Origin of the sequence: Vibrio sp. V30_P3S12P165 (assembly GCF_009904905.1) — a bacterium.
Taxonomy (GTDB): Bacteria; Pseudomonadota; Gammaproteobacteria; order Enterobacterales; family Vibrionaceae; genus Vibrio; species Vibrio fujianensis.
The window spans coordinates 1-22,999 of the sequence record NZ_WXWH01000046.1 but is presented as its reverse complement, the minus strand read 5'-3'; the positions used below and the strand labels follow the sequence as shown (position 1 = coordinate 22,999).

The window sequence follows — 22,999 nt, the reverse complement described above, 5'->3', positions numbered from 1 at the left end:
ATTAATGATGATGTTGAAGAAGCTGTTTGAGAGCGGGCTCAAGTCGTGAATACGTGAATTGAAAACCGAGTTCGGTCAATTTTTTCGGTTTGGATCGGATGCTGTCAAAAAGCAGAATGCTTGCTTCGCCCATCAGTAAGCGTATAGCCCATTTAGGGGTGAACAATAGATGAGGACGTTTCAGTGTCGACGCTAAGCATCGGCTGAATACTCGGTTTGTGACAGGATGTGGCGCACAGAGATTAAAAGCGCCGTGAGCATGTTCTGTCTCTAATAAGTAAGTGATGGCTCTGACCATATCGATAATATGAATCCAAGGCATGTATTGATCGCCTTTGCCTATTGGTCCACCTAGCCCATAACGGTAGGGAAGCAGCATTTTCATTAGCGCTCCGCCGTCTGTTGAAAGGACGATTCCGGTTCTCAATAGACAGACTCGTGTTCTTTCGGTTTGTGCTCTTCGAGCAATTTGTTCCCACTTTGCACAGATTTGATGTGGAAATTGTGACGAGTGTACTTGGCGGCTCTCATCGAAAGGATGAGCTTGTTGATCGCCATAATAACCCACGGCAGAGCCGCTGATAAAAACAGAAGGGGGAGCGGTACTGGCGTGAATTAATGCAACTAATTTTTCTGTGATAGACCAGCGGCTTTGGCAGATACGTTGTTTTTGTGATTCGGTCCAGCGTTTATCAGCAATAGGCTCTCCCGCTAAATTAATGACCGCATGATAACCATCTAAATTACTCAGCATATCAAGGTTGTTAATAAAAGAGAGGCTTTGCGCATGAACATGGATCAGTTGCTGTTTGGCTCGATCAATGTCTCGGCTTAGAATCACTAAATCATGGATCATGAGATGTTTTACCAACTCTCGTCCGATAAGCCCTGTAGCGCCTGTTATCAGTATCTTCATAAAGCTCTCCTTGCACAGTGGTGAGTACCATGGCTATTGGGTAATCATCAGCTTATGTGTATCCTTTCATGGGTTCAAGTTTTTACCATTGATTTATCGCTTTCTCCATGTGAAGCGATAACTGGGGTGGCGGTGTTGGCCATGATGATGACGTGAACACTGCAAGTACGTACAATGGTTTGATTATCGATTAAGAGGTAGCAGATGAAATTATTTATTGCGTCAGATCTTCATGGTTCATTACCTGCAACAGAAAAAACCATTCAAGCATTTACTCAATCGAGGGCGAATACGTTAATTTTATTGGGTGATTTACTCAATCATGGCCCAAGAAATCGCGTCCCGACTGGCTATAACCCACCAGCGGTAGCAGAATGCTTAAACCAATATGCACAACAGATTATTGCGGTGAGAGGAAACTGTGACAGTGAAGTTGATCAAATGCTGTTCGATTTCCCGATGATGAGCGATTTTGCTTGGGTGTTACTGGAATCTGGTCGTCGATTATTTCTAACCCATGGGCATCTTTATCAAAAAGACAATCGCCCTCAACTTCAGCATGGCGACGTGTTTGTCCAAGGCCATACTCATATTGCTCTTGCTGAATTACAAACGGGAGTCTACCAGTTTAATCCCGGATCCGTTACTTTTCCGCGCCAAGAAGGCATTGCTAGCTATGGTCTGTTGGAAGGAGAACATTTGACGGTATACAGCTTTCAGCAAGACGTTTTGGCACAAATCCATTTGATCTAAACGTCAGAGGGGCGCGAAGTCCCCTTTGACATCAATTATCCATTGCCAAATAGCACCGTTGAACCATGGCTTAAGCTAGTAAGCAGTAAGGTTTTATCGTTAACTACATCAATGCGCCGACTCTGTTGAGCATCAACTTTAAATAATTGGGTAATCAGTTGTAGCTGCTCTGGGGTAAACTCTTTTGTATAAGCCGAAGACATATCCTTAAATTCCGTAGGAGAAATAAGCAGATAATTACTGCTAATATTCCATTGTCCCGATTCGGAAATATTAATAACATTTTCTGCAATGGTTTGTTCAGCAGAGTACAGTTTCACGGTCGATACTCGTAAATAGCTACCATTCGGTAAATATTTGACATTTGATACCACATCGACCCGATGCAGTGGCCCAACGGCATTGTTGGGTAATTTGTGCTCGATTAATGTGACCAGTTTTGATTGCCATTCACGAGAACAGAGAATTTTCTCGAGTTTAATTTCACTGTGTTGATAAAGCCACAGGCTTGCTATTGCTGAAATTAAAAAGAGTAGGGCGGCGACTTTTTTCATCATGCGTATATCCCTCACTGGCAAACCTTCTCTGTGTCGTTGGTATTGGCAAAAATTCTTAATGTGATGTTTTTCCCTGAAAATCGTGTGGTATGGATATAATTCAACATCAATTGGTTGTTTTCTCCGCCAGTCGCAATCACTTGTTTTAGATTGAGAAAGAGCTCTTCACCATGAATGGTGCGATATTTTTTTACACAGGTTTCAATCGAAGGCAACCAAGATGAAAGATCAGGATGATTCACTGGTGCACTGATGGTTACCTCATCAATAACGGCTAATCGGCGAAATTTCGATGCAGGGGGAGCGGTGAGTAAATAAGTTATCAACGGTAAAAGAAGCGCACTGATGAGTAAAATCGTTGTGGTTACATCAAAGCGGAATTTTTTGCGGGCCGTTTTTGTGTCTGAGCCACCGGCGTGATGAGTGACTTTGGGTTCATCCACTCTCGATGATATCGTGCTTGGTTCTGTTAATGTCTCGGCGGTTTTAGATTTTTCTTTGTTGGGTTCAGATACGAGACAGTCAACATGAGCAATCAATTGGTAGCCGCGTTTAGGCACCGTTTTGATAAACTGTGGTGCTTTCGTTGAATCCTTCAGCATTTTGCGTAGCGTCGAAATTGCTTGGGTCAAACTAGAATCGTCGACTTCAAAGCCTTGTTCTCGCCATACATAGTTATGTAGTTCATGACGAGTAATCACGTTATTAGGATGTTGAACCAGCATAAATAGGATGCGACTTTCGTTGCTGCCGAGGCGAATTTCTTCCTCACCCATTTCCGTATCAACTAATAAGTTGCTGGTTGGATCGAAAATAAAACGGTTGGCAAGAATGAATTTAGTGTCGAATTTACTCATGAGATCTTCTTTTTTAATCGGTATTTCCGGACAACGGCAGAGCATTGTTCGGTTTTACCTACTTAGTATTAGGGTCTCTTGGAACTGTAAATGAGATCGAACAGCGAATCAGTCATATCCCTATAGCAAATTCACGACTGTAAAACAGTTTAGAATTACTCTAACTTTTGATTCTATTTACATACCTTGTCAGTAATAACAGCGTTCGTACGGTCTTTAGACCGATAGACTTAGCAGAGCATAATCAAAAAAAATAAAAAAACAGTGTTTTTATGGTTTTTGACCTTGAATTTACATTCATGAGCCACATGTTAATAGCAAATCGATGTTCTTCCTACCCTTTTCAGCTTTATTGATAGGGTTTGATATGATGTAACGGAGCAAAAATGAGCGAAACAGTAACCAACAATAAAGAAACGCGTGGTTTTCAATCAGAAGTAAAACAACTACTGCATTTGATGATTCACTCTTTGTATTCGAATAAAGAAATTTTTCTACGAGAGCTGATTTCCAATGCTTCAGACGCAGCCGATAAGCTACGCTTTCAAGCTTTATCAAATCCAGATCTCTATCAAGGTGATGCCGATCTAGGCGTGAAACTTTCTTTTGATAAAGACGCGAATACTTTAACGATATCTGATAATGGTATTGGCATGAGTCGTGAGGATGTGATTGAGCACCTAGGGACGATTGCAAAATCAGGTACAGCTGAATTTTTCTCAAAGCTTTCTCAAGAACAATCAAAAGATTCTCAGTTAATTGGACAATTTGGTGTTGGTTTCTATTCCGCATTTATTGTCGCTGATGCGGTCACCGTACGCAGCCGAGCTGCTGGATTACCTGCTGATCAAGCCGTTCAGTGGTATTCTGAAGGTGAGGGAGAGTACAGCGTTGAAACAGTAGAAAAAAATACTCGCGGTACAGATATCGTATTGCACCTCCGCGAAGAAGGAAAAGAATTCTTATCGGAGTGGCGTTTACGAGATGTCATTTCTAAATATTCAGATCACATTGGTATTCCTGTTTATATTCAAACGCCTGAGCGTGATGATGAAGGAAAAGAAACCGGTGAGTTTAAATGGGAGCAAATTAACAAAGCCCAAGCGTTATGGACTCGTGCGAAATCAGAAATCAGCGATGATGAATATAACGCGTTTTATAAACATGTTTCTCATGACTTTACGGATCCGCTAGTTTGGAGTCATAACAAAGTTGAAGGGAAAAATGATTATACGAGCTTGCTATATATTCCAGCCAAAGCACCATGGGATTTATACAACCGAGAGCATAAGCATGGCTTAAAATTGTATGTTCAACGCGTTTTTATTATGGATGATGCAGAACAATTTATGCCATCGTATTTACGTTTTGTTCGTGGTTTGATTGACTCCAATGACTTACCACTCAATGTATCGCGTGAGATTTTGCAAGATAATAAAGTTACTCAGTCTTTGCGTAATGCATGTACTAAGCGTGTCTTAACCATGTTAGAACGTTTGGCGAATAATGATAGCGATAAATACCAAACTTTCTGGAAAGAATTTGGCCTGGTGATGAAAGAAGGCCCAGCTGAAGACTTTGCTAATCGTGAAAAAATTGCTGGGTTGTTACGCTTTACCTCGACTCATACTGACAGCTCAGAGCAAACGATCAGTCTAGCTTCCTATGTAGAGCGAATGAAAGAAGGGCAGGAAGTTATTTATTATCTCACTGCTGATAGTTACCTTGCAGCGAAAAATAGCCCACATTTGGAGCAATTTAAGTCAAAAGGGATTGAAGTTCTGTTGATGTCTGATCGCATTGATGAGTGGCTGATGAATTATTTAACCGAGTTTGACGGTAAATCGTTCCAGTCTATCACGAAAGCGGGCCTCGATTTAAGTAAGTTTGAGGATGAAGCAGAGAAAGAGAAGCACAAGGAAACAGAGCAAGAGTTCCAGTCAGTCGTTGAGCGAGTTAAAGCCTATCTTGGCACACGAGTGAAGGATGTTCGAACCACATTTAAATTAGCGTCAACCCCTGCTGTGGTTGTGACCGATGATGGTGAAATGGGGACACAAATGGCCAAGTTACTTGCTGCGGCAGGACAAGCGGTGCCTGATGTGAAATATATTTTTGAGATTAACCCAGAACATGCGATGGTGAAACATATGGCTGATGAGGCCGATGAACAAGCCTTTGGTCGTTGGGTGGAAGTGTTATTGGGCCAGGCAATGTTGGCCGAGCGTGGTTCGATGGAAGATCCAACTCAATTTGTCACCGCTATCAATCAGCTACTGACTAAAGTGGAATAATGATCATTAACGCAAGCCAATGTGATGTTGGCTTGCGTTTTTTCTAACCGTTTCTGCGTAAAGGGGCTTAGGAAATCTTAATGTAAATAACGGCTTTGTTCGGTATTCTTTCGTCTTAGATTCCGTTTTTGACCGTTTTTTATGATAGAATTAGTCTCTTGAATAGTCAGATTTGTCAGTTCGATTTTTCATGCTTTTTGCTTAAGCAAATTCAAATTTGTCTCCTTATACCGAAACTTATCGTCGTACTATCATCGTACTGTGAGCTTCGGTATAACATTATTTTCTTAAAGAGGATTAAACATGCGCATCATTCTTCTAGGTGCTCCGGGTGCAGGTAAAGGCACACAAGCTCAATTCATTATGGAGAAATATGGTATACCACAAATCTCTACTGGTGATATGTTACGTGCTGCTATCAAAGCGGGTACTGAGCTTGGTAAACAAGCAAAGTCAGTGATTGATGCGGGTCAATTAGTCTCTGATGAAATCATCTTGGGCCTCATCAAAGAGCGCATTGCTCAACCAGACTGCGAGAAGGGTTTTTTGCTTGATGGTTTTCCTCGTACCATTCCTCAAGCGGATGGTTTGAAAGAGATGGGAATTGAGGTTGATTATGTGATTGAGTTCGATGTTGCCGATGATGTGATTGTTGAGCGTATGGCTGGACGCCGTGCGCATCTTGCTTCTGGTCGTACTTACCATGTTATTTACAACCCACCTAAAGTTGCTGGTAAAGATGATATTACCGGTGAAGATTTGGTTGTACGTGATGATGATAAAGAAGAGACAGTACGAGCTCGTTTAGGGGTTTATCATGAACAAACCGCTCCGCTTATTGCCTACTACGGTAAAGAAGCGGCAGCAGGTAACACGCAATATTTAAAATTTGATGGGACAAAACAAGTTGCTGAAGTCAGTGCTGATATCGAAAAAGCACTCGCATAAAATGGCTCGTTTGCCCAATATAACCGAGCGAGGCGGCCTTTAGGGTCGCCTTTTTTACTCTTTTTGTCGTGATGTACAAAGGTAAACATGGAATGGACGTTATGCATAATGGTAAGCAATTAGGCGTTTTACTGGCAAACCTAGGAACACCACAAGAGGCAACGCCAAAAGCCGTTAAACAATTTTTAAGTCAATTCTTACATGATAAGCGTGTTGTGGACTTAAGCCGTTGGTTATGGTGTCCCTTATTACATGGCATTATTCTTCCAACGCGCGCTCCGAAAGTGGCTAAGCTTTATCAGTCCATTTGGATGGAGGAGGGATCGCCACTGATGGTGTATGCCAAACGTCAGCAAGAAAAACTGCAAAAGCAGCTTTCTATTCCGGTTGAACTCGCGATGACCTATGGTGAACCAAGCCTAGCTCGTGGCGTGCAGGCTTTATGTCAACAAGGTGTTTCTTCGATAATTGTATTACCGCTTTATCCCCAGTACTCAGCAACCACAACTGCTGCTGTGTTTGATGGTTTAGCCAAGGTGATGAAGCAACAAGTGGTTGTTCCGGAACTGACGTTTATTCAAGATTATCATGATCATCCCCTCTACATCCGAGCGTTAGCAGAAAAAGTCCGTGATGCTTGGCAACAGAATGGTCGAGGCGATAAATTGATCTGCTCTTATCATGGTATTCCTAAGCGTTATGCTGATAATGGCGATATTTATCCGATACATTGCCAACAAACCACTCGTTTATTGGCGCAAGAACTCGGATTAACGGATCAACAGATCATGATGACCTATCAATCTCAATTTGGCAAAGAAGAGTGGTTGCAGCCCTATACTGATAAAATGATGGAGCAATTGCCTCAACAAGGAATAAAACGCATCGACATTATTTGTCCGGCTTTTTCAGTTGATTGTTTGGAAACACTGGAAGAAATAGCAGGTGAAAATAAGCATCTTTTTCTTCAGTCAGGAGGAGAAGCTTTTAACTATATCGAGTGTCTAAACGATTCGGATGCTCATATTCAGATGATGGCGGCTTTAATCCATCAACGATGTGGATAATGGCCGTCGAAAGAGTTTTACCATAGAAATGGTTTTACTATAGAAATAGTTTTACTATATAAATAGTTCAAAAGCCTTATCCAAGAGGCTTTTGAACCATTTGACAGTCTGTGGTTTATGCTTCGGCAGGTGCTAATTCAACCTCGACATTGCCTTGACATATTTTAGTCAACATTGGTGCGATTAAGAAGGTAATCAGTGTGATTCCTGCGGTGGTATAGCCAATTTTTCCAAATACATCGCCATAGATAGCAAGTGATTCATGTGCACTGGTAATCTGATCGGGAACAGAGGTTAAACTCGCAACCCATCCAGCAATAACGGCAGCCGTTGCTGAAGTAAGAAACCACATTCCCATCGCAAAGCCCATCATACGCTGTGGAACCAATTGTGCCACCATGGCTAAACCAAGCCCTGAAACCAGTAACTCACCAACGGATTGGAAGGCATAGCTCAGAACTAACCAGTCTGCACTGATGATGCCTTGATGATTCGCAAATCCGGTTCCCCACGATAGAACTAAAAATGAGAGTGCGCAAAATCCCATGCCTATTGCAAATTTAAATGGCATAGCGAGGCGTTCGCCTAATTTACCATAAAGCATTGCCAATACTGGGCTGGCGATCATAATCCAAAAAGGGTTTAACGCTTGAAATTGCTCTGGTTCAAAATGAAAACCGAACAAATTTGGATCAACATTGTGAATAGCAAAAAAGTTCAGTGACGTTGGCATTTGAAAGTAAAGTACAAAGAACACCACGCCTTGTAACATCAGAACAAAGGCGACCAACATTTTTTGTCGTTCAATCCCAGTCATTGAAAATGTTTCTTTAAAGTAAAAGGTCACGATCATTAGCCCTGCAATGACTAAAATCGCATGTGCTAGGAACAAGTTTTGTAATAAATAACTACAGAAAAAACTCATCATTATGGAACCGATGACCACCAAGCTTAAGCGCGTTTTATTCACCGATTGGAGATCAGCGGGTGAACCGACGTTTTTAAGCATCTTTTGACACAGAATAAAGTTAACAACGGTAATCGCTAAACCGATCGCACTGACGCCAAAAGCCATCCCATAACCGGCTCGTTCAGCAACCATCGGAGTTAGAATCATAGAGAAGAAAGAACCGAGGTTAATTGCCATGTAATACATGGTAAAGGCACCATCCAATCGAGGATCGTTATCGTCATATACTTTGGCAAGTAGGCTTGATGGATTGGCTTTAAATAGCCCGTTTCCGACCGTAATAAATCCCATCGCGATATAGATGAGCGTTTCCCCACCTAGGTGCGCTTTTGTCGTTGAAAGCCCTAAAAGTAGGTAGCCAAACATGAGAATAATTGCGCCTAAAGTGATCGCGCGTTTGGTGCCAATAATTTTATCACCAATCCAACCTCCGGCTGCGACAAAGCCGAAAACCAATGCAGAAAAAGCACCGAATAATACGAAAGAGTTGGATTCATTCATGCCTAAGATTTTAACCATGTAGACGGTTAAAATTGCTTGCATACCATAGAAGCCAAAACGCTCCCAAAGCTCAATAGAAAAAATCAGATAGAACGGTTTTGGTTGCTTGAATATATTCAAGTCGGATGACATATGGGGCTTCCTGTTGTGATTGCTCAATAACTTGCGGATGATTCTCTTACGCGATAAAGGAAAGAAATGGACTGCAAGGAGAGAGGTTATTCATGTATTATTTATTTTTATCCTGAACTCGATCTGAACCTGTCGTATAACAATTTAGTATCAGTGAGTTATCAGTGTGAACAATGAACCAATACGTATACCGCTAAGTTTATATGTCTGCAATATGCAGATTTGCTGGATTTTAGCTCTATTTTTCTTATCTTTATGAAATAAATAATTTTTTAAGGTGATTTTGATTGCGTCAAGAGAGCGAAAACTAACATTTCATATTTGATCGTATTTTTAGAATGGATAGTGGGGTTATTGATTGATTCATGTGATGGCGACCGGTACTGCCTGGAAAATTTACCATTTTTGATTGTGTTGTGTTCTGATGAGAAGGTTTAGGTAAACAAAACTAAAATAGGTTGGCTAGAAAATGAAATGCTGGTACTTGGTTTATTGTAAGCGAGGCGAACAAACAAGAGCAAAGGCTCATCTTGAGAATCAAGGCGTTGAGTGCTATTACCCACAAATTAAGGTGGAAAAAATTATTCGAAATAAAAGAAAAATCGTGATTGAGCCGTTATTTCCCTCATATGTTTTTGTGTGCTTTGATTATGAGCAAGGGCCGACCTTTACCACAGTTCGTTCAACTCGAGGTGTGGTTGATTTTATTCGTTTTGGCCCTGAACCTAAAGCGCTACCCAATGAATTGGTTCACGAGCTAAAGCAACTGGATCATTTAGCAAAAGAGTATTGCAAACAAGAAATGCCTTCTGCCGGACAAGCGATAGAAGTAAAAAGCGGGCAATTTTGTGGAATGAAAGCGTTATATCAAGAGCCTGATGGCGATACCCGTTCTATTATGCTGGTAAAAATGATTAACCAACCGGTTATGATGAGTATTGATAATAAGCATCTAGCGCTTAAATATCCTCAATAGTTAAGCGCTATCGGCTATACCCTTCCTACTTGAAGCTGCCGGGGGGAGTACACTCGTTCACCCTTATCGCCTCACTTGCCGTCTACCTGCAACGCCAAGTTGTTTGGATATAGGTTGGTTAGCTCCAATCACATCGTTTCGTTATGATTGGAGCTTCACTCACTTGCTGCTGATTATAAGCCGTTTGGACATCGCGCCTTTATGGCTGGCTTGGTAATTCAGTAAGCTTCGTTATGAACGGCTTTGACGGCTCGACCTGATGGGTCAATGCAGTTTTTAAATGACTCGTCCCATTCAACGGCTTTTGCAGATGAACAGGCTACAGAAGGCCCTCCTGGCACACAACGAGCTGCGGACTCCAAAGGAAATAACTCTTCAAAAATCTCCCGATAAACATACCCTTCTTTTGTGGTTGGTGTGTTGTAGGGGAAACGGAATTTTGCGGTTGCCATTTGCTGATCGCTAATTTTTGCCTCTGCCGTTGCTTTTAAGGTATCAATCCAGTTATAGCCAACCCCATCTGAGAACTGTTCTTTCTGACGCCAAGCGATAGAATCAGGAAGATAGTGTTGGAAACATTCTCGTAAAATATGTTTTTCCATTTTACCGTTGCCACACATTTTATCTGCTGGGTTGAGCCTCATGGCGACATCAATAAACTCTTTATCTAAGAAGGGGACTCGTCCTTCGACCCCCCAAGCCGCTAGAGATTTATTAGCTCGTGCGCAGTCAAATAAGTTGAGTGCTAATAACTTACGAACCGTTTCCTCGTGAAACTCTTGAGCATTCGGCGCTTTATGGAAGTAAAGGTAACCGCCGAAAATTTCATCAGCACCTTCACCAGAAAGTACCATTTTAATTCCCATTGCTTTGATTTTACGACCTAGTAAAAACATCGGTGTTGAAGCTCGGATGGTCGTCACATCATAGGTTTCAATGTGATAAATCACATCGCGAATGGCATCAAGGCCTTCTTGAATGGTGTAAGTCATCTCGTGGTGAACTGTACCAATTTTTTCAGCAACTTCACGTGCTGCTTTTAAGTCGGGAGCACCTTCTAAGCCAATGGCAAAGGAGTGAAGTTGTGGCCACCAAGCTTCAGATTGTTCATCGTCTTCAATGCGCATGGCGGCAAAGCGTTTAGCAATAGCAGAGGTGATCGATGAGTCGAGCCCTCCTGATAGTAACACCCCATAAGGCACATCCGTCATTAATTGACGTTTAACCGCCGCTTCTAAAGCTTGAGTGAGTTCTTCTTTATTACTGATATTGTCTTGTACTGAGCGGTATTCATTCCAGTCTCGAACGTAATAACGGTGAGGTTCAGGGTCAGTCGAGCTAAAATAGCAACCAGGAGGAAATTCACTAATAGATTTACACACAGGGACTAATGCTTTCATTTCAGAAGCGACATAGTAGTTTCCATGTTCGTCATGGCCTTGGTAAAGTGGAATGATTCCAATATGATCTCGGCCAATAAGGAAGACATCTTTTTCTTGGTCATACAAAGCAAAGGCAAAAATACCATTCAGCTCCTCTAATAGCTCAGCACCTTTATCTTGGTACAAGGCAAGGATAACTTCACAGTCAGAGTCAGTTTGAAAATCGTAGGTATCTTGGTAGCGAGCGCGAATTTCTTTGTGGTTATAAATTTCACCGTTAACCGCTAAAATAAGATTGCGATCTGGGCTATAAATGGGTTGAGCTCCACTATTGAGCCCGACAATCGCTAAACGTTCATGAGCAAGAATCGCTCGCTCTGATGCGTAAATTCCTGACCAATCAGGGCCGCGGTGACGAAGTTTTTTAGACATTTCTAATGCGACTGAGCGTAATGCACTGGCATCGCTTTTAATATCTAAAATACCAAAGATTGAACACATACAACTTCCTTAAATGAAACACGTTTTAAGCAGATGAGTACAATTTGCCACTTTGGTTAAAAAAGGCAACCAATCTTTGATTGAAAATTTAAATTATAGCCAATGTGATGGATAATATTTAATATTTTTATTGTTTTATTAAATATATTCTACTTTGTGGCGAAGTGGTGTGCATCTGGCTAACGAGATCCATCTCGTTAGCCGTAAATTAAGGCCATTAATGGCGAGTCAATGTCGGTTGTAAATGTTCGCATACGTGGCGAGCAAAGCCAGTTCCAGCCTCACTATAGATATTAAAAGCCGCATGCGCACCTTCTTGAAGTAAGATGTCCATTTGATCTGAGTACTCGGCGATCGCGGCAATTTGTCCAGTAAACTGACGTTTATTTAATTCAGCGAGCGCAATTTGATTGGCTTGATGGTGGGGCATGGCTAAAAGTATGAGTTTCACCTTGCCTGTATGTAAAATACGCGCCCAAAAATCAGGATCAGTCGCATCACCACTAATGACATTCCGTCCTTCATTTTGATGTTGTTTTGCCGCCTCTTCACGTAGCTCAACCCCTAAGCAGATATCACCATAACGTGAATAAAACTCATCATACGCGCCAGTTCCGATCCTTCCCATGCCAAGAATGATGACTTGAGCCTCACCAGGATTAATTACCGAATCTCTTAGATTCAGCGTTTCCGGTTGAGGATCGCTAAACCATGATGATGAGTGTTGATATACCTCATTCCCTTTACGGCTCAGTGGTGCAGCAATGAGAAACGAAAGTGATACAGCGATAGCCAAAGCAACCAGGATATCTCCTGGTAACCAGCCCAGTTTAAAGGCTAAACCGCCAACAATCAGACCAAACTCACTAAAGTTAAAAAGCGAGAGCGAAGTAAGCAGTGAGGTACGAACCCGAAAATGAAATTGATTGAGAACCCAAAAGTATAGTGCTCCTTTTAATGGAAGCAGGATCATGAGCAATAAAGCCAATAACAAGCCGGTTAACGTTGGTTTTTCTGCCAGGCCTATATTTAAGAAAAAACAGACTAGGAATAATTCTTTGAGATTAAAAAGCGCTTTAGATAGCTCAGAGGCTTTACTGTGCTTGGCAAGTAACATGCCTAGGATTAACGCCCCTAGATCCGGTTTCATACCAACGAGTTGAAAGCCGCCTGCACCGATCACTAAAGCAAGAAAAATACCCAATAGAACCAAAAGCTCACCATGCCCGGCGTTATCGAGTAGACGGAAGAACAAGGGTCGTAATAGTGGTAGGGCAAACAAGCTAATGGCATACCACTCTGGTAACTTACCTGTTGATGCGGTCAAAAAGATAACAGCAAAAATATCTTGCATGACTAAAATACCAATGGCGAGGGTGCCATAGGTTGAGTTCATTTCTCCCTTTTCTTGCAAAGATTTGACAGCAAAAACGGTACTAGAAAAAGAGAGGGCAAAACCAAGCAATAATAAACTCGTAAAAGGGAGCTCATTAAGGCTGGTCAGCCCGAGATATTTAAAGCCGATTAGCGCGAGGGTAAATATGCTGGTTGCGAGAACATTATGAATTGTTGCACCAGCCCAAATTTCTTTTTCAAGCAAAGACTTAATATCGAGCTTTAACCCGATGGTGAATAGCATCAGGGTGACCCCGAGGTCTGCTAATGTCGCTAACGTTTCGTTTGACTCGAAACCATAGAGATTCAGGCCAAAACCTGCAATAAGGAAACCAACGAGAGGAGGAAGATGACACTTTTGTGCAATATAACCAACGATGAAAGCGGCACTGATAAACACTAAATCCATGAGATTTCTTTATAGGTTGGGTAATAAAAAGGCTGTATTGCTTGAAATCAATACAGCCTCAACATTATAGAACACTTTGCTTATCAGTCTTCAAGTAATTTTTGTAGCAAGACCCCGTTTAGCATCGCGCGTTTTATTGTAGCAAAAGCACCAATGGTCGGGTGCTTATCCATTTGTGAGGCAACGATAGGAAGATGTTGATGGAATTTCTTGAGAGATTGGTTTTCCACATTGCGTAAGATGGCTGGAAAGATAATATCTTGGGCTGCGGTGATTTTTCCCGCGACGACTATCTTTTGTGGGTTAAATAAATTAATGGTGATCGCGATGGCTTTTCCTAACTGATTTCCGACTTGTACCAAAGCTTGTTTGGCTAACTCGTCACCTTGTAGGGCATGTTGACAAATATCATCAATGGTGATTTCTCCAAGTGAGGATAAGCTTGATTCATAACCTTGAACTAAACGCTTTTTCACTCGTTCGATGATGGCTGGATTGGTCGCAACCGTTTCTAAACAGCCAAAATTACCGCATTGACACCGTTCACCCAATGGATCGATCTGAATATGGCCTATTTCGCCTACATTTCGGTTAGAGCCTAAGAACACCTGCCCGTTTACAATGATTCCAGCACCGGTACCGCGGTGAACACTGACTAAGATCGAGTCTTGACAGTCTTTGCTGGCTCCAAAATAATGCTCTGCCAATGCCATGCCTCGGACATCATTACCGATAAAACATTCCACATTAAAATGTTCACGCACAATGTCGCCCAATGCTAGCGCATCAATCTCAATATTGGGCATATATTCCACTACTCCGAGTTCAGGGTTGACTAGCCCGGGCAGTGAAATACCAATAGCAATTAATTGGTTTATTTGATCTTTTTGTTGTGAGATGAACGCCTTAATGTGGTTAATTAACCCTTCTATCAACTGCGGTTGATGAGCGTAATGAAAATCATGGGCCGAGGAGACCAGTTCTTCTCCTCCGAGGTTATACAAGCTGAGTTGAATATAATCTCGGCCAAGTCTAACCGCGATGGAGTGAAAAGGTGTGACCTCTGTTGTTAAAGAGATGGCGCGACGTCCACCAGTTGATGCTTGTTGAGCCACCTCTTTGATTAGGCCTCGTTCAAGGAGTTGGCGGGTTATTTTTGTCACACTTGCAGGCGCAAGTTGACTTACATCGGCAACTTGGATCCGTGAAATCGGGCCTTGTTGGTCGATTAAGCGGTAAACTGCTGCACTATTGAGCTGTTTAACTAGATCTACGTTACCTATTTGTCCGCCATTCATGATTATTTTTGCTCGTATTGTCCGTTAACTACCGTCGCTTTTACATTAAAATCTCGATCAAAAATGGTTAGATTCGCGATATAACCTTTCTTCACTCGACCTAATATTTTTTCCACTCCAATCGCCTTGGCTGGATACAAGGTTGCCATTTTGAGAGCTTCATCTAAAGCGATACCGACATGCTCAACCGAATTCTGAACCGCTTCTATCATCGTCAAGGCCGAGCCGCCAAGAGTGCCATTTTCATCGACACATTTGCCGTTGCGATAATATACTTTCTTACCGACAAAAATAAAGTAATCCATCTCTGCGCCTGCAGGAGCTGTGGCATCGGTCACTAATATGAGTTTCTCACCTTTAATTTTATGAGCAATTCGAATGTTAGCGTAATCAACATGGAACCCATCGGCAATCACACCCGTGTAGACTTCAGGCGTGTCATAAATTGCCCCAACAACACCGGGTTCACGCCCTGCCATTGGGGTCATGGCATTAAATAAATGCGTTGCAAACGTAATGCCGGCATCAAATCCTTTGCGTGCTTCCAAGTAAGTTGCATTGGTATGGCCGATAGAGACAACAATGCCCGCCGCGACCAGTTTTTCAATATGACGAGGATCATTATTTTCCGGTGCTAGTGTCACTTTAGTGACGACATCATTATTTTGACAGATAAAATCAATCATCTCGTCGTCAGCTTGACGAATGTAATCAACGCAATGAATGCCTTTTTTCATTACATTTAAATAAGGGCCTTCTAGATGAAGTCCTAATGATTGATGTGGATATTGGTTTTGATATTCACGCTGCGCCTGAATGGCTTGACGCATATTTTCATCTGAGGAGGTTATCAAGGTGGGAAGAAAGCTAGTACAGCCTGATTTTAAGTTTGCTTGGTGCATGGTATGAATGGTGTTTGCACTAATCTGATCGTTAAACATCACACCACCACACCCGTTGAGTTGCAAGTCGATAAACCCAGGGCTGAGATTCGCCCCTTGTAGATCGATGATGTGAACGTCTTGCGGTAATTGAGTCAGAGGGCAAACAGTTTGAATTCGGTCGCCATCTATAATGACAGCGTGTTGAGAAAGCACATCGCTGCCAGTATATATTTTACAGTTGGTTAGTGCGTACATAATCAGCTAATCCTTATCTGTTGAATAGGGTCAATCAGTTGGGCGACACGAATTCAGCTTTTCAGTGCCTCATCGGCTGAGTTTGCTGACTTCAAGTAAGTCGCGAAATATCTTTATAGTCATCATACTCGGAACAAAAATGGATAAAATAAGTATGAAATACATTGCTATATAAGGTGCTAGGTCTAATGAGCAAGCATAAAACTTTAATCACCATACCTCTGGTATGGTTCCTTTTTACTCGATAACTGCGGTTATCATAGCGTCAAAGTTATGTTTTTTTATATGGTAAAATAAGTTTTATGATCTCGCTAGCAAAATCCTTCACTTCCCCCTTTTTCTGGTGATTATGATCACAATTGATGAGGTTTTAATTTGCGGAGCAAAATTAATAACATAAACTGAATATGACTAAATTGGGTGACTAAAATAAGTCTCCAATTTTATACCAAAATCCTATAGGGGGACATTAAGGTGAACATTCTTGGTTATTTTCAAAAAGTAGGTAAGGCCCTAATGGTGCCGGTTGCTACTTTACCCGCAGCCGCGATTTTAATGGGGCTCGGATATATGATCGACCCAAATGGTTGGGGAGCAAACTCTGCATTGGCCGGTTTTTTGATCAAAGCGGGTGCGTCGATTATTGATAACATGTCGTGGCTATTTGCTGTTGGTGTTGCATACGGTATGTCCAAAGATAAAGATGGGGCAGCGGCTCTTGCCGGATTAGTGTGTATGTATGTCGTGACTACACTATTATCACCGGGAGCGGTTGCTCAGATTCAAGGCATTGATCTATCAGAAGTACCGGCGGCATTTGGCAAAATTCAAAACCAATTTGTCGGTATCTTGGTGGGTATTATTTCTGCTGAAATCTATAATCGCTATTCTAGCGTTGAGTTGCATAAAGCATTATCCTTTTTCTCAGGTAAACGTTTAGTACCGATTTTGACTTCTTTTATCGGCATTATTTTATCTTTTGTATTGATGTATATCTGGCCAACAGTCTATGGCGGTTTGGTTAATTTTGGTGAATCTATTCAAGGGCTTGGTGCGACTGGAGCGGGTATTTATGCCTTCTTTAACCGTTTACTGATTCCTGTTGGGTTGCACCACGCATTAAATTCCGTATTCTGGTTTGATGTTGCTGGAATTAACGATATTCCTAACTTCTTGGGGGGGGCTAAATCTATCGCCGAAGGTGTTGCTACACCAGGCATTACTGGGATGTATCAGGCTGGTTTCTTCCCAATTATGATGTTTGGTTTACCTGGTGCTGCGTTAGCCATTTACCATACGTCCACGGCTAAAAACAAAGAGAAAGTAGCAGGTATTATGCTCGCTGCGGGCTTTGCTTCATTCTTTACCGGGGTGACTGAACCGCTAGAGTTTTCTTTCATGTTCCTAGCGCCGGTCTTGTATGTTTTACATGCACTTTTAACGGGGATTTCGGTCTTTATCGCAGCATCAATGCAGTGGATTGCAGGTTTCGGTTTCTCAGCCGGTGCTGTCGATATGTTCTTATCTTCACGTAACCCGCTTGCGATCCAATGGTATATGCTCATTGTCCAAGGTTTAGTGTTCTTCGTTATTTACTACGTCGTGTTCCGTACCGTAATTGTGAAATTTGGTCTGAAAACTCCGGGCCGTGAAGATGATGACGAGTCAGCTACGGTGACAAAAGGTTCACAAGAAACCTCTGAGCTAGCGAAACAGTACTTAGAAGTTTTAGGTGGGCATAGTAACTTGTCGAATATTGATGCATGCATTACTCGTTTACGCTTAACTGTGAATGATATGTCTATCATTGATGAAAAAGCGTTGAAAGATCTCGGTGCAATGGGCGTTGTGAAACTAGGGGCGAACAACTTACAGGTTATCCTTGGTCCATTGGCTGAAATTATTGCAGGTCAAATGAAAAATATTCAATCTAATGATAATCACGAGTTGAAATAAGTAGAGGGGTTTCCTTTATTACCAAGCAAAGGCCTTCGCGTTATGCGAAGGCCTTTGCATAACACGTGAATATTTAAAAAACAAAATGTTGTTCCTTTTTACTTGAATCCGTAGCGGTGCCAGTGACTTTATTGAGGCTTACTCATGTCTCGCTTACTGGCTAGGCCAAGCGGTTTGTGGAGCGTAGTTTGCTTCATTCCTTGGATTGTTGAGATAAATTCCACCTTTTGAACGCACTGATTTAGCAATTATTCTGAGTAAAACCGTAGTTTCTATTGTGAATTGAACTGGAATTGTGGATCATTAGTGGTAATCCGTCTGCGCTACTGGGCTTTCTTGCCTGATGATGCAGAATATTTTTCTGACAATACTAATAAATTTTGAGGTGCTATAGATGAGTGAAGCTGAGGCTCGTCCATCGAACTTCATTCGCCAAATCATTGATAAAGATTTAGCGGATGGTAAACACACTAGCGTGCATACTCGTTTCCCGCCAGAGCCGAATGGTTATTTGCATATTGGACACGCGAAGTCAATCTGTTTGAATTTTGGTATTGCTCAAGATTATCAGGGCCAGTGCAACCTACGTTTTGATGACACCAACCCTGAAAAAGAAGATCTCGAATACGTTGAATCGATCAAGAAAGATGTCAATTGGCTCGGTTTTGAGTGGTCAGGTGACGTTTGTTATTCCTCTGACTATTTTGATCAACTGTATCAATATGCTATTGAGCTGATCAATAAAGGGTTAGCTTACGTTGAAGAGCTTACTCCAGATCAGATCCGTGAATACCGTGGTACGTTGACCGCGCCAGGCAAAAACAGTCCTTATCGTGATCGTCCCGTGGAAGAGAACTTAGCGCTATTTGAAAAAATGCGTGCGGGAGAGTTTGAAGAAGGCACAGTGTGTTTACGTGCAAAAATTGATATGTCATCTTCTTTTATGGTGATGCGGGATCCCGTTTTATACCGTGTTCGTTTTGCTGAGCATCATCAAACGGGCAATAAGTGGTGTATTTATCCTATGTATGATTTTACGCACTGTATTTCAGATGCGTTAGAAGGCATTACTCATTCATTATGTACTTTAGAGTTCCAAGATAACCGTCGTTTATATGATTGGGTGCTCGACAATATTACCATTGATTGCCATCCTCGCCAGTACGAGTTTAGCCGTTTGAATCTAGAATACACGGTCATGTCTAAGCGTAAACTCAATCAGCTGGTGGCAGAGAAATTAGTGGAAGGATGGGATGACCCGCGTATGCCTACCATTTCTGGTTTACGTCGCCGCGGTTTTACTCCAGCCTCGATTCGTGAGTTTTGTAAGCGAATTGGTGTGACTAAACAAGACAATATGATTGAATTTAGTGCACTTGAATCTTGTATTCGTGATGACCTCAACGAACATGCCCCTCGTGCTATGGCGGTGCTTGACCCGGTCAAAGTCATTATTGAAAACTTTACTGCTGATCGCGTAGAAGTATTGCAATTAGCAAACCATCCGAATAAGCCTGAAATGGGCGAGCGTGAGGTTCCTTTTACGCGCGAAGTGTGGATTGAACGTGACGATTTTCGTGAAGAAGCTAACAAAAAATATAAGCGCTTAGTTTTGGGTAAAGAAGTTCGTTTACGTGGCGCTTATATCATTAAAGCTGAGCGTATAGAAAAAGATCAACAAGGTAACATCACTGCGATTTATTGTACTTATGATCCTGATACGTTAGGGAAAAACCCAGCCGACGGACGTAAAGTCAAAGGGGTTATTCACTGGGTATCGGCCGATAAAGGATTACCGGCAGAGTTCCGTTTATATGACCGTTTGTTTACCGTGCCTAATCCGGCTGCGGCTGATAACTTTGCTGAAACCATTAACCCGGATTCACTGGTGAAGTTACAAGGATTTATCGAGCCTAGTCTCGCGAATGCTGAGCCAGAGTTTGGTTATCAATTTGAGCGTATGGGGTATTTCTGCGCGGACAGTAAAGTATCAAAACCTGATGCATTGGTTTTCAACCGTACGGTCGGTTTGCGTGATACTTGGGCGAAAATTGAGCACGAATAATTAACTTGTTAGTTGTTTCTTTGGTCAATAAAAGCCAGCCCGGTCAGGTTGGCTTTTATTTTAAGGGATGAACGAATAGCACGAACGTTGCATGAGAACTGATTTAAGTCGCCTTTATTGAGAGTGAAAATCAAAATCAGCGTATAATTTGTGTGAGATTCCTGCGATTATTGTGGGTAAGGCACACTTTTTAGCTCTTAGCCTATAGTTTTACCCGATTAATCCGATATATTTAACAGATCGTTGTATTCATTTTATTTTAAAGCATCTAGCTGAGCCTTTTATGTGTCAATTTTTTAAGCGATTACTGTTACCTTTGGTAATGGTCGCCGTGACTCAGACTTCTATCGTTAGTGCAGAAGGGATTCGTCTGATCGGTCCCAGCGGTGAGGTTCAATCAGCACCACAGTTTAGTCGTGAGATTGTGCGAAGCACCGCTCCACAGGCTGAACCATCACAATTTTTCGGCCCAACGTCTGAGCAAGAAACATTATGGTCAATTGCCTCTCAATTAAGACCATCTGCTGACGTATCCGTACAACAAACCTTGTTGGCTATTTACCGGTTAAATCCTCAAGCTTTCGAAGCACAAAATATTCATAGCTTATTACCGGGAAGTACTTTACGCATCCCTTCATTAGAACAGGTTCGTAAAGCGTCAACACAAGAAGCCGTAAGGATTATGGAGGCACATCAAGCGCGCCTCTCATCAACAGTAGAGCCTTCCAGTCCCACCGCTCGAGTTGAGTCTCCGGCCATTGAATCGCCGGTAGTTGAAGCCCCCGTTGCTGAGACGGCTTTGCCTGATAACGTGAAAGCTCCCGAAGAGCCAGCAACGCAAACACCTAGTGCCCCTGCGGTTGAAGCAACAACCGATGGGGCTATTGCGCAAGCAGAGTTACTTGCATTAGAAGAGAAAAATCACAGGTTAAGACTGTTAATTGCACAAATGCAGTCTGAAGTGGCTGATTTAAAGCAGGAACTAGGCGATGAAACCCGTATTCGTTCGGAAGTTGAACGAATTTTACAAGAAGAGCGAATAAAAAAAGAAGAAGCCGAACGGATTGGCCCATCAACGTTTGATCAGTTATTAGCTAACAATTGGTTTGTCGCGTCACTTGCCTTGATACCAGGGTTGCTGATTGCTTTGCTGATTGTCATGCTAATGAGACGTCGCTCAAGCTCTAGCGATAACCAGATACAACCAACACCGATTCGAGAACCAGAACCTAGCCAAACCATGACGCCAATTCCGGCTGAGGATGCTGAAATCGATGAGTTATCTGATGAACTTCTGTTAGATGATGATCTGTTTGGGGATACGGAAAGTAGTGAAGCTCTATTCACCGAAGAGGATGAAAATAAAGAAGAAGATATTTTCGCCGACCTTGATGAAAGCGATTTAGACTTCAACTTAGAAAGTGAAGAAGGAGACGATCCCTTTGCTAGTATTGATGATGACGGAGACTTAGATCCTAATTTTACCGATATTGTTGATAAAGACAGCGATGATGCAGAACAAGCGAACGAACAATCGGTTGATTTGGATGAAGAAATATCACAACAAGATCAAACAGAATTGGAACTTTCTGATGAGCCAGCATTATCTCAAGACGATATGGATGCGCTTCTTGCGAGTGATGAGTTGGCGAGTGATACCATCGATCAGTCTTTACTTGATGATTTACTGGCTGGCGAGGACGATATTGACGATGCCGAACTTGATTTTGATAGTCTATTAGAGAATGACGCTTCGACAGATTCTGAGCTGCCTACATTAGATGATGTTGAGGTTACTTCAGACCAAGAGATTGAAGATTTACTCAATCAGGTTGAATCGCAAGCTACAGATAGTTCTGTCCCAGATGCTGTTGATGCCCCTTCGGATCGAGCGCAATCGAACGAGGATTTAGCTGATGATGTGCCGTTTGACTCAAACAGTACTGATTTATTAGATGAGTGGTTAGATGATGAGTCTGATGATGAAAAGCTGTCTGATGAAGATCTTGATAGTACCGTTGATCAGTTATTAGATGAATTATTGGGCGAAGAGCCTGATGATCAAGGTAATGAATTTGATCGTGAAAGTCCGACATTATTGGATGAGTGGATTGATGAGGTCGATGCGACATCAACCGGTGAAGAGTTTGATCTTGAAAAAGACGCTTTGAGCGATAAATCGATTGATGATGGTACCGAGTTTCTTGATGAGCTTCGCGAGATTGAACAACAATCAGATAACAGTACCGCATTTGATAGTGAACATTTTATCGATGATTTGCTAAAGAGTGCTCCTGAACAAGACCCTTTACTGGATGAAGTTGATTTGACCAGCGAACCTTCTGAACCAGAATCAGAATCAGAATCAGAATCAGAATCAGAGGATGAGTTTGATTTTAATCCTCAAATTGAAGGAAGTGAAACGGCCTTATCGAGTAACGTAGAACCGGCTGCTAATGAATTTGGTATACCTCAAGATGATGATTGGCTGGTTGAGGATGAGATTGATCCAGTTACTGAAATCGAACCAGCTGCTCAAGAGACTGATAGCGATGCCGAGCATGAATTAGCGCCAGAATCTGCCACGTTAGATGAGCCAACAGCAGCCAGTGAAGCCACAACGCCAGACGAAACAACGTCAGACCAGACAACGGCAGACCAAACCACAGAAAGTCAAATAGCCGAAAGTGAGCTAGCGGAGCAAGCCGCAGAGCCAGACGCTGAGGTTGAGCCCGAATCCGAACCGTTGGTTTTGGATGACAACGAGTTACCAGAGTACAGCGAAGCGGACGCTTTGGCTGATAGCGATGCCGAGCATGAATTAGCGCCAGAATCTGCCGCGTTAGATGAGCCAACAGCAGCCAGTGAAGCCACAACGCCAGA

Annotated in this window: 16 protein-coding genes; 8 read left to right on the top strand and 8 right to left on the bottom strand. The window is 42.2% G+C overall.

Translation table 11 applies throughout. The annotated features are described in order from the left end of the window. Position 1: 1 nt before the first annotated feature. Complete coding sequence (locus tag CAG57_RS09690; protein WP_161428207.1) at positions 2 to 916, bottom strand: TIGR01777 family oxidoreductase; 915 nt, start codon at positions 914 to 916, stop codon at positions 2 to 4. A gap of 204 nt (positions 917 to 1,120) precedes the next feature. Here CAG57_RS09690 and yfcE point away from each other — a divergent pair, with 204 nt between their 5' ends. Then, positions 1,121 to 1,669 carry a phosphodiesterase gene (gene yfcE / locus CAG57_RS09685; protein ID WP_161428206.1) on the top strand — a complete coding sequence of 183 codons (549 nt, stop codon included), beginning with the start codon at positions 1,121 to 1,123 and terminating at the stop codon, positions 1,667 to 1,669. A 35-nt stretch (positions 1,670 to 1,704) separates the two neighbouring features. Here the strand turns inward: yfcE and CAG57_RS09680 are convergent, their stop codons facing one another. Then, on the bottom strand, positions 1,705 to 2,226 hold the full coding sequence (locus CAG57_RS09680) for a regulatory protein ToxS (RefSeq protein WP_099612097.1): 522 nt from the start codon (positions 2,224 to 2,226) through the stop codon (positions 1,705 to 1,707). Positions 2,227 to 2,237: 11 nt separating this feature from the next. Next, entirely contained in the window at positions 2,238 to 3,083 is an 846-nt protein-coding gene (locus CAG57_RS09675) for a winged helix-turn-helix domain-containing protein (protein WP_099612098.1), read from the bottom strand. A gap of 386 nt (positions 3,084 to 3,469) precedes the next feature. On the opposite strand from CAG57_RS09675, the gene htpG reads away from it, so the two are divergent. The 3 genes from htpG (at position 3,470) to hemH (ending at position 7,392) form a co-directional block, all read left to right on the top strand. Next, positions 3,470 to 5,377, top strand: a complete 1,908-nt coding sequence (gene htpG, locus CAG57_RS09670; RefSeq protein ID WP_099612099.1) for a molecular chaperone HtpG — start codon at positions 3,470 to 3,472, stop codon at positions 5,375 to 5,377. 303 nt (positions 5,378 to 5,680) lie between these two features. Continuing rightward, positions 5,681 to 6,325 (top strand): adenylate kinase, encoded by a 645-nt coding sequence (gene adk, locus CAG57_RS09665; RefSeq protein WP_099612100.1) that lies wholly within the window; start codon positions 5,681 to 5,683, stop codon positions 6,323 to 6,325. A gap of 101 nt (positions 6,326 to 6,426) precedes the next feature. After that, complete coding sequence (gene hemH, locus CAG57_RS09660; protein ID WP_099612101.1) at positions 6,427 to 7,392, top strand: ferrochelatase; 966 nt, start codon at positions 6,427 to 6,429, stop codon at positions 7,390 to 7,392. A 115-nt stretch (positions 7,393 to 7,507) separates the two neighbouring features. Here the strand turns inward: hemH and dtpA are convergent, their stop codons facing one another. Further along, complete coding sequence (dtpA, locus tag CAG57_RS09655; RefSeq protein WP_337247041.1) at positions 7,508 to 9,085, bottom strand: dipeptide/tripeptide permease DtpA; 1,578 nt, start codon at positions 9,083 to 9,085, stop codon at positions 7,508 to 7,510. Positions 9,086 to 9,464: 379 nt separating this feature from the next. Between dtpA and rfaH the strand changes: the two genes are divergently transcribed. Further along, a complete protein-coding gene (gene rfaH / locus CAG57_RS09650; RefSeq protein ID WP_161428215.1) occupies positions 9,465 to 9,971 on the top strand; it encodes a transcription/translation regulatory transformer protein RfaH in 507 nt (168 codons plus the stop codon). A 218-nt stretch (positions 9,972 to 10,189) separates the two neighbouring features. Here rfaH and asnB read toward each other — a convergent pair whose 3' ends face one another. The 4 genes from asnB to nagA form a co-directional block, all read right to left on the bottom strand. Then, complete coding sequence (gene asnB / locus CAG57_RS09645; RefSeq protein WP_161434023.1) at positions 10,190 to 11,854, bottom strand: asparagine synthase B; 1,665 nt, start codon at positions 11,852 to 11,854, stop codon at positions 10,190 to 10,192. 217 nt (positions 11,855 to 12,071) lie between these two features. Then, positions 12,072 to 13,658 carry a cation:proton antiporter family protein gene (locus CAG57_RS09640; protein ID WP_161430860.1) on the bottom strand — a complete coding sequence of 529 codons (1,587 nt, stop codon included), beginning with the start codon at positions 13,656 to 13,658 and terminating at the stop codon, positions 12,072 to 12,074. Positions 13,659 to 13,741: 83 nt separating this feature from the next. After that, positions 13,742 to 14,956 (bottom strand): DNA-binding transcriptional regulator NagC, encoded by a 1,215-nt coding sequence (gene nagC / locus CAG57_RS09635; RefSeq protein ID WP_099612105.1) that lies wholly within the window; start codon positions 14,954 to 14,956, stop codon positions 13,742 to 13,744. A 2-nt stretch (positions 14,957 to 14,958) separates the two neighbouring features. Next, positions 14,959 to 16,095 carry an N-acetylglucosamine-6-phosphate deacetylase gene (nagA, locus tag CAG57_RS09630; RefSeq protein ID WP_099612106.1) on the bottom strand — a complete coding sequence of 379 codons (1,137 nt, stop codon included), beginning with the start codon at positions 16,093 to 16,095 and terminating at the stop codon, positions 14,959 to 14,961. A 474-nt stretch (positions 16,096 to 16,569) separates the two neighbouring features. Between nagA and nagE the strand changes: the two genes are divergently transcribed. The 3 genes from nagE to CAG57_RS09615 all read left to right on the top strand — a co-directional run. After that, complete coding sequence (gene nagE, locus CAG57_RS09625; RefSeq protein ID WP_099612107.1) at positions 16,570 to 18,051, top strand: N-acetylglucosamine-specific PTS transporter subunit IIBC; 1,482 nt, start codon at positions 16,570 to 16,572, stop codon at positions 18,049 to 18,051. A gap of 394 nt (positions 18,052 to 18,445) precedes the next feature. Next, on the top strand, positions 18,446 to 20,116 hold the full coding sequence (gene glnS, locus CAG57_RS09620; RefSeq protein WP_099612108.1) for a glutamine--tRNA ligase: 1,671 nt from the start codon (positions 18,446 to 18,448) through the stop codon (positions 20,114 to 20,116). Between the two features lie 283 nt (positions 20,117 to 20,399). After that, positions 20,400 to 22,999: FimV/HubP family polar landmark protein (locus tag CAG57_RS09615; RefSeq protein ID WP_337247037.1), on the top strand; the 2,600-nt coding region annotated here is incomplete at its 3' end.

Coding starts and splice junctions, on each gene's coding strand:
- CAG57_RS09675 (WP_099612098.1), bottom strand. CDS start 3,083: ATGAGTAAATTCGACACTAAATTCATTCTTGCCAACCGTTTTATTTTC.
- adk (WP_099612100.1), top strand. CDS start 5,681: ATGCGCATCATTCTTCTAGGTGCTCCGGGTGCAGGTAAAGGCACACAA.
- CAG57_RS09690 (WP_161428207.1), bottom strand. CDS start 916: ATGAAGATACTGATAACAGGCGCTACAGGGCTTATCGGACGAGAGTTG.
- rfaH (WP_161428215.1), top strand. CDS start 9,465: ATGAAATGCTGGTACTTGGTTTATTGTAAGCGAGGCGAACAAACAAGA.
- hemH (WP_099612101.1), top strand. CDS start 6,427: ATGCATAATGGTAAGCAATTAGGCGTTTTACTGGCAAACCTAGGAACA.
- nagA (WP_099612106.1), bottom strand. CDS start 16,095: ATGTACGCACTAACCAACTGTAAAATATATACTGGCAGCGATGTGCTT.
- htpG (WP_099612099.1), top strand. CDS start 3,470: ATGAGCGAAACAGTAACCAACAATAAAGAAACGCGTGGTTTTCAATCA.
- CAG57_RS09640 (WP_161430860.1), bottom strand. CDS start 13,658: ATGGATTTAGTGTTTATCAGTGCCGCTTTCATCGTTGGTTATATTGCA.
- CAG57_RS09680 (WP_099612097.1), bottom strand. CDS start 2,226: ATGATGAAAAAAGTCGCCGCCCTACTCTTTTTAATTTCAGCAATAGCA.
- nagC (WP_099612105.1), bottom strand. CDS start 14,956: ATGAATGGCGGACAAATAGGTAACGTAGATCTAGTTAAACAGCTCAAT.
- yfcE (WP_161428206.1), top strand. CDS start 1,121: ATGAAATTATTTATTGCGTCAGATCTTCATGGTTCATTACCTGCAACA.
- glnS (WP_099612108.1), top strand. CDS start 18,446: ATGAGTGAAGCTGAGGCTCGTCCATCGAACTTCATTCGCCAAATCATT.
- asnB (WP_161434023.1), bottom strand. CDS start 11,854: ATGTGTTCAATCTTTGGTATTTTAGATATTAAAAGCGATGCCAGTGCA.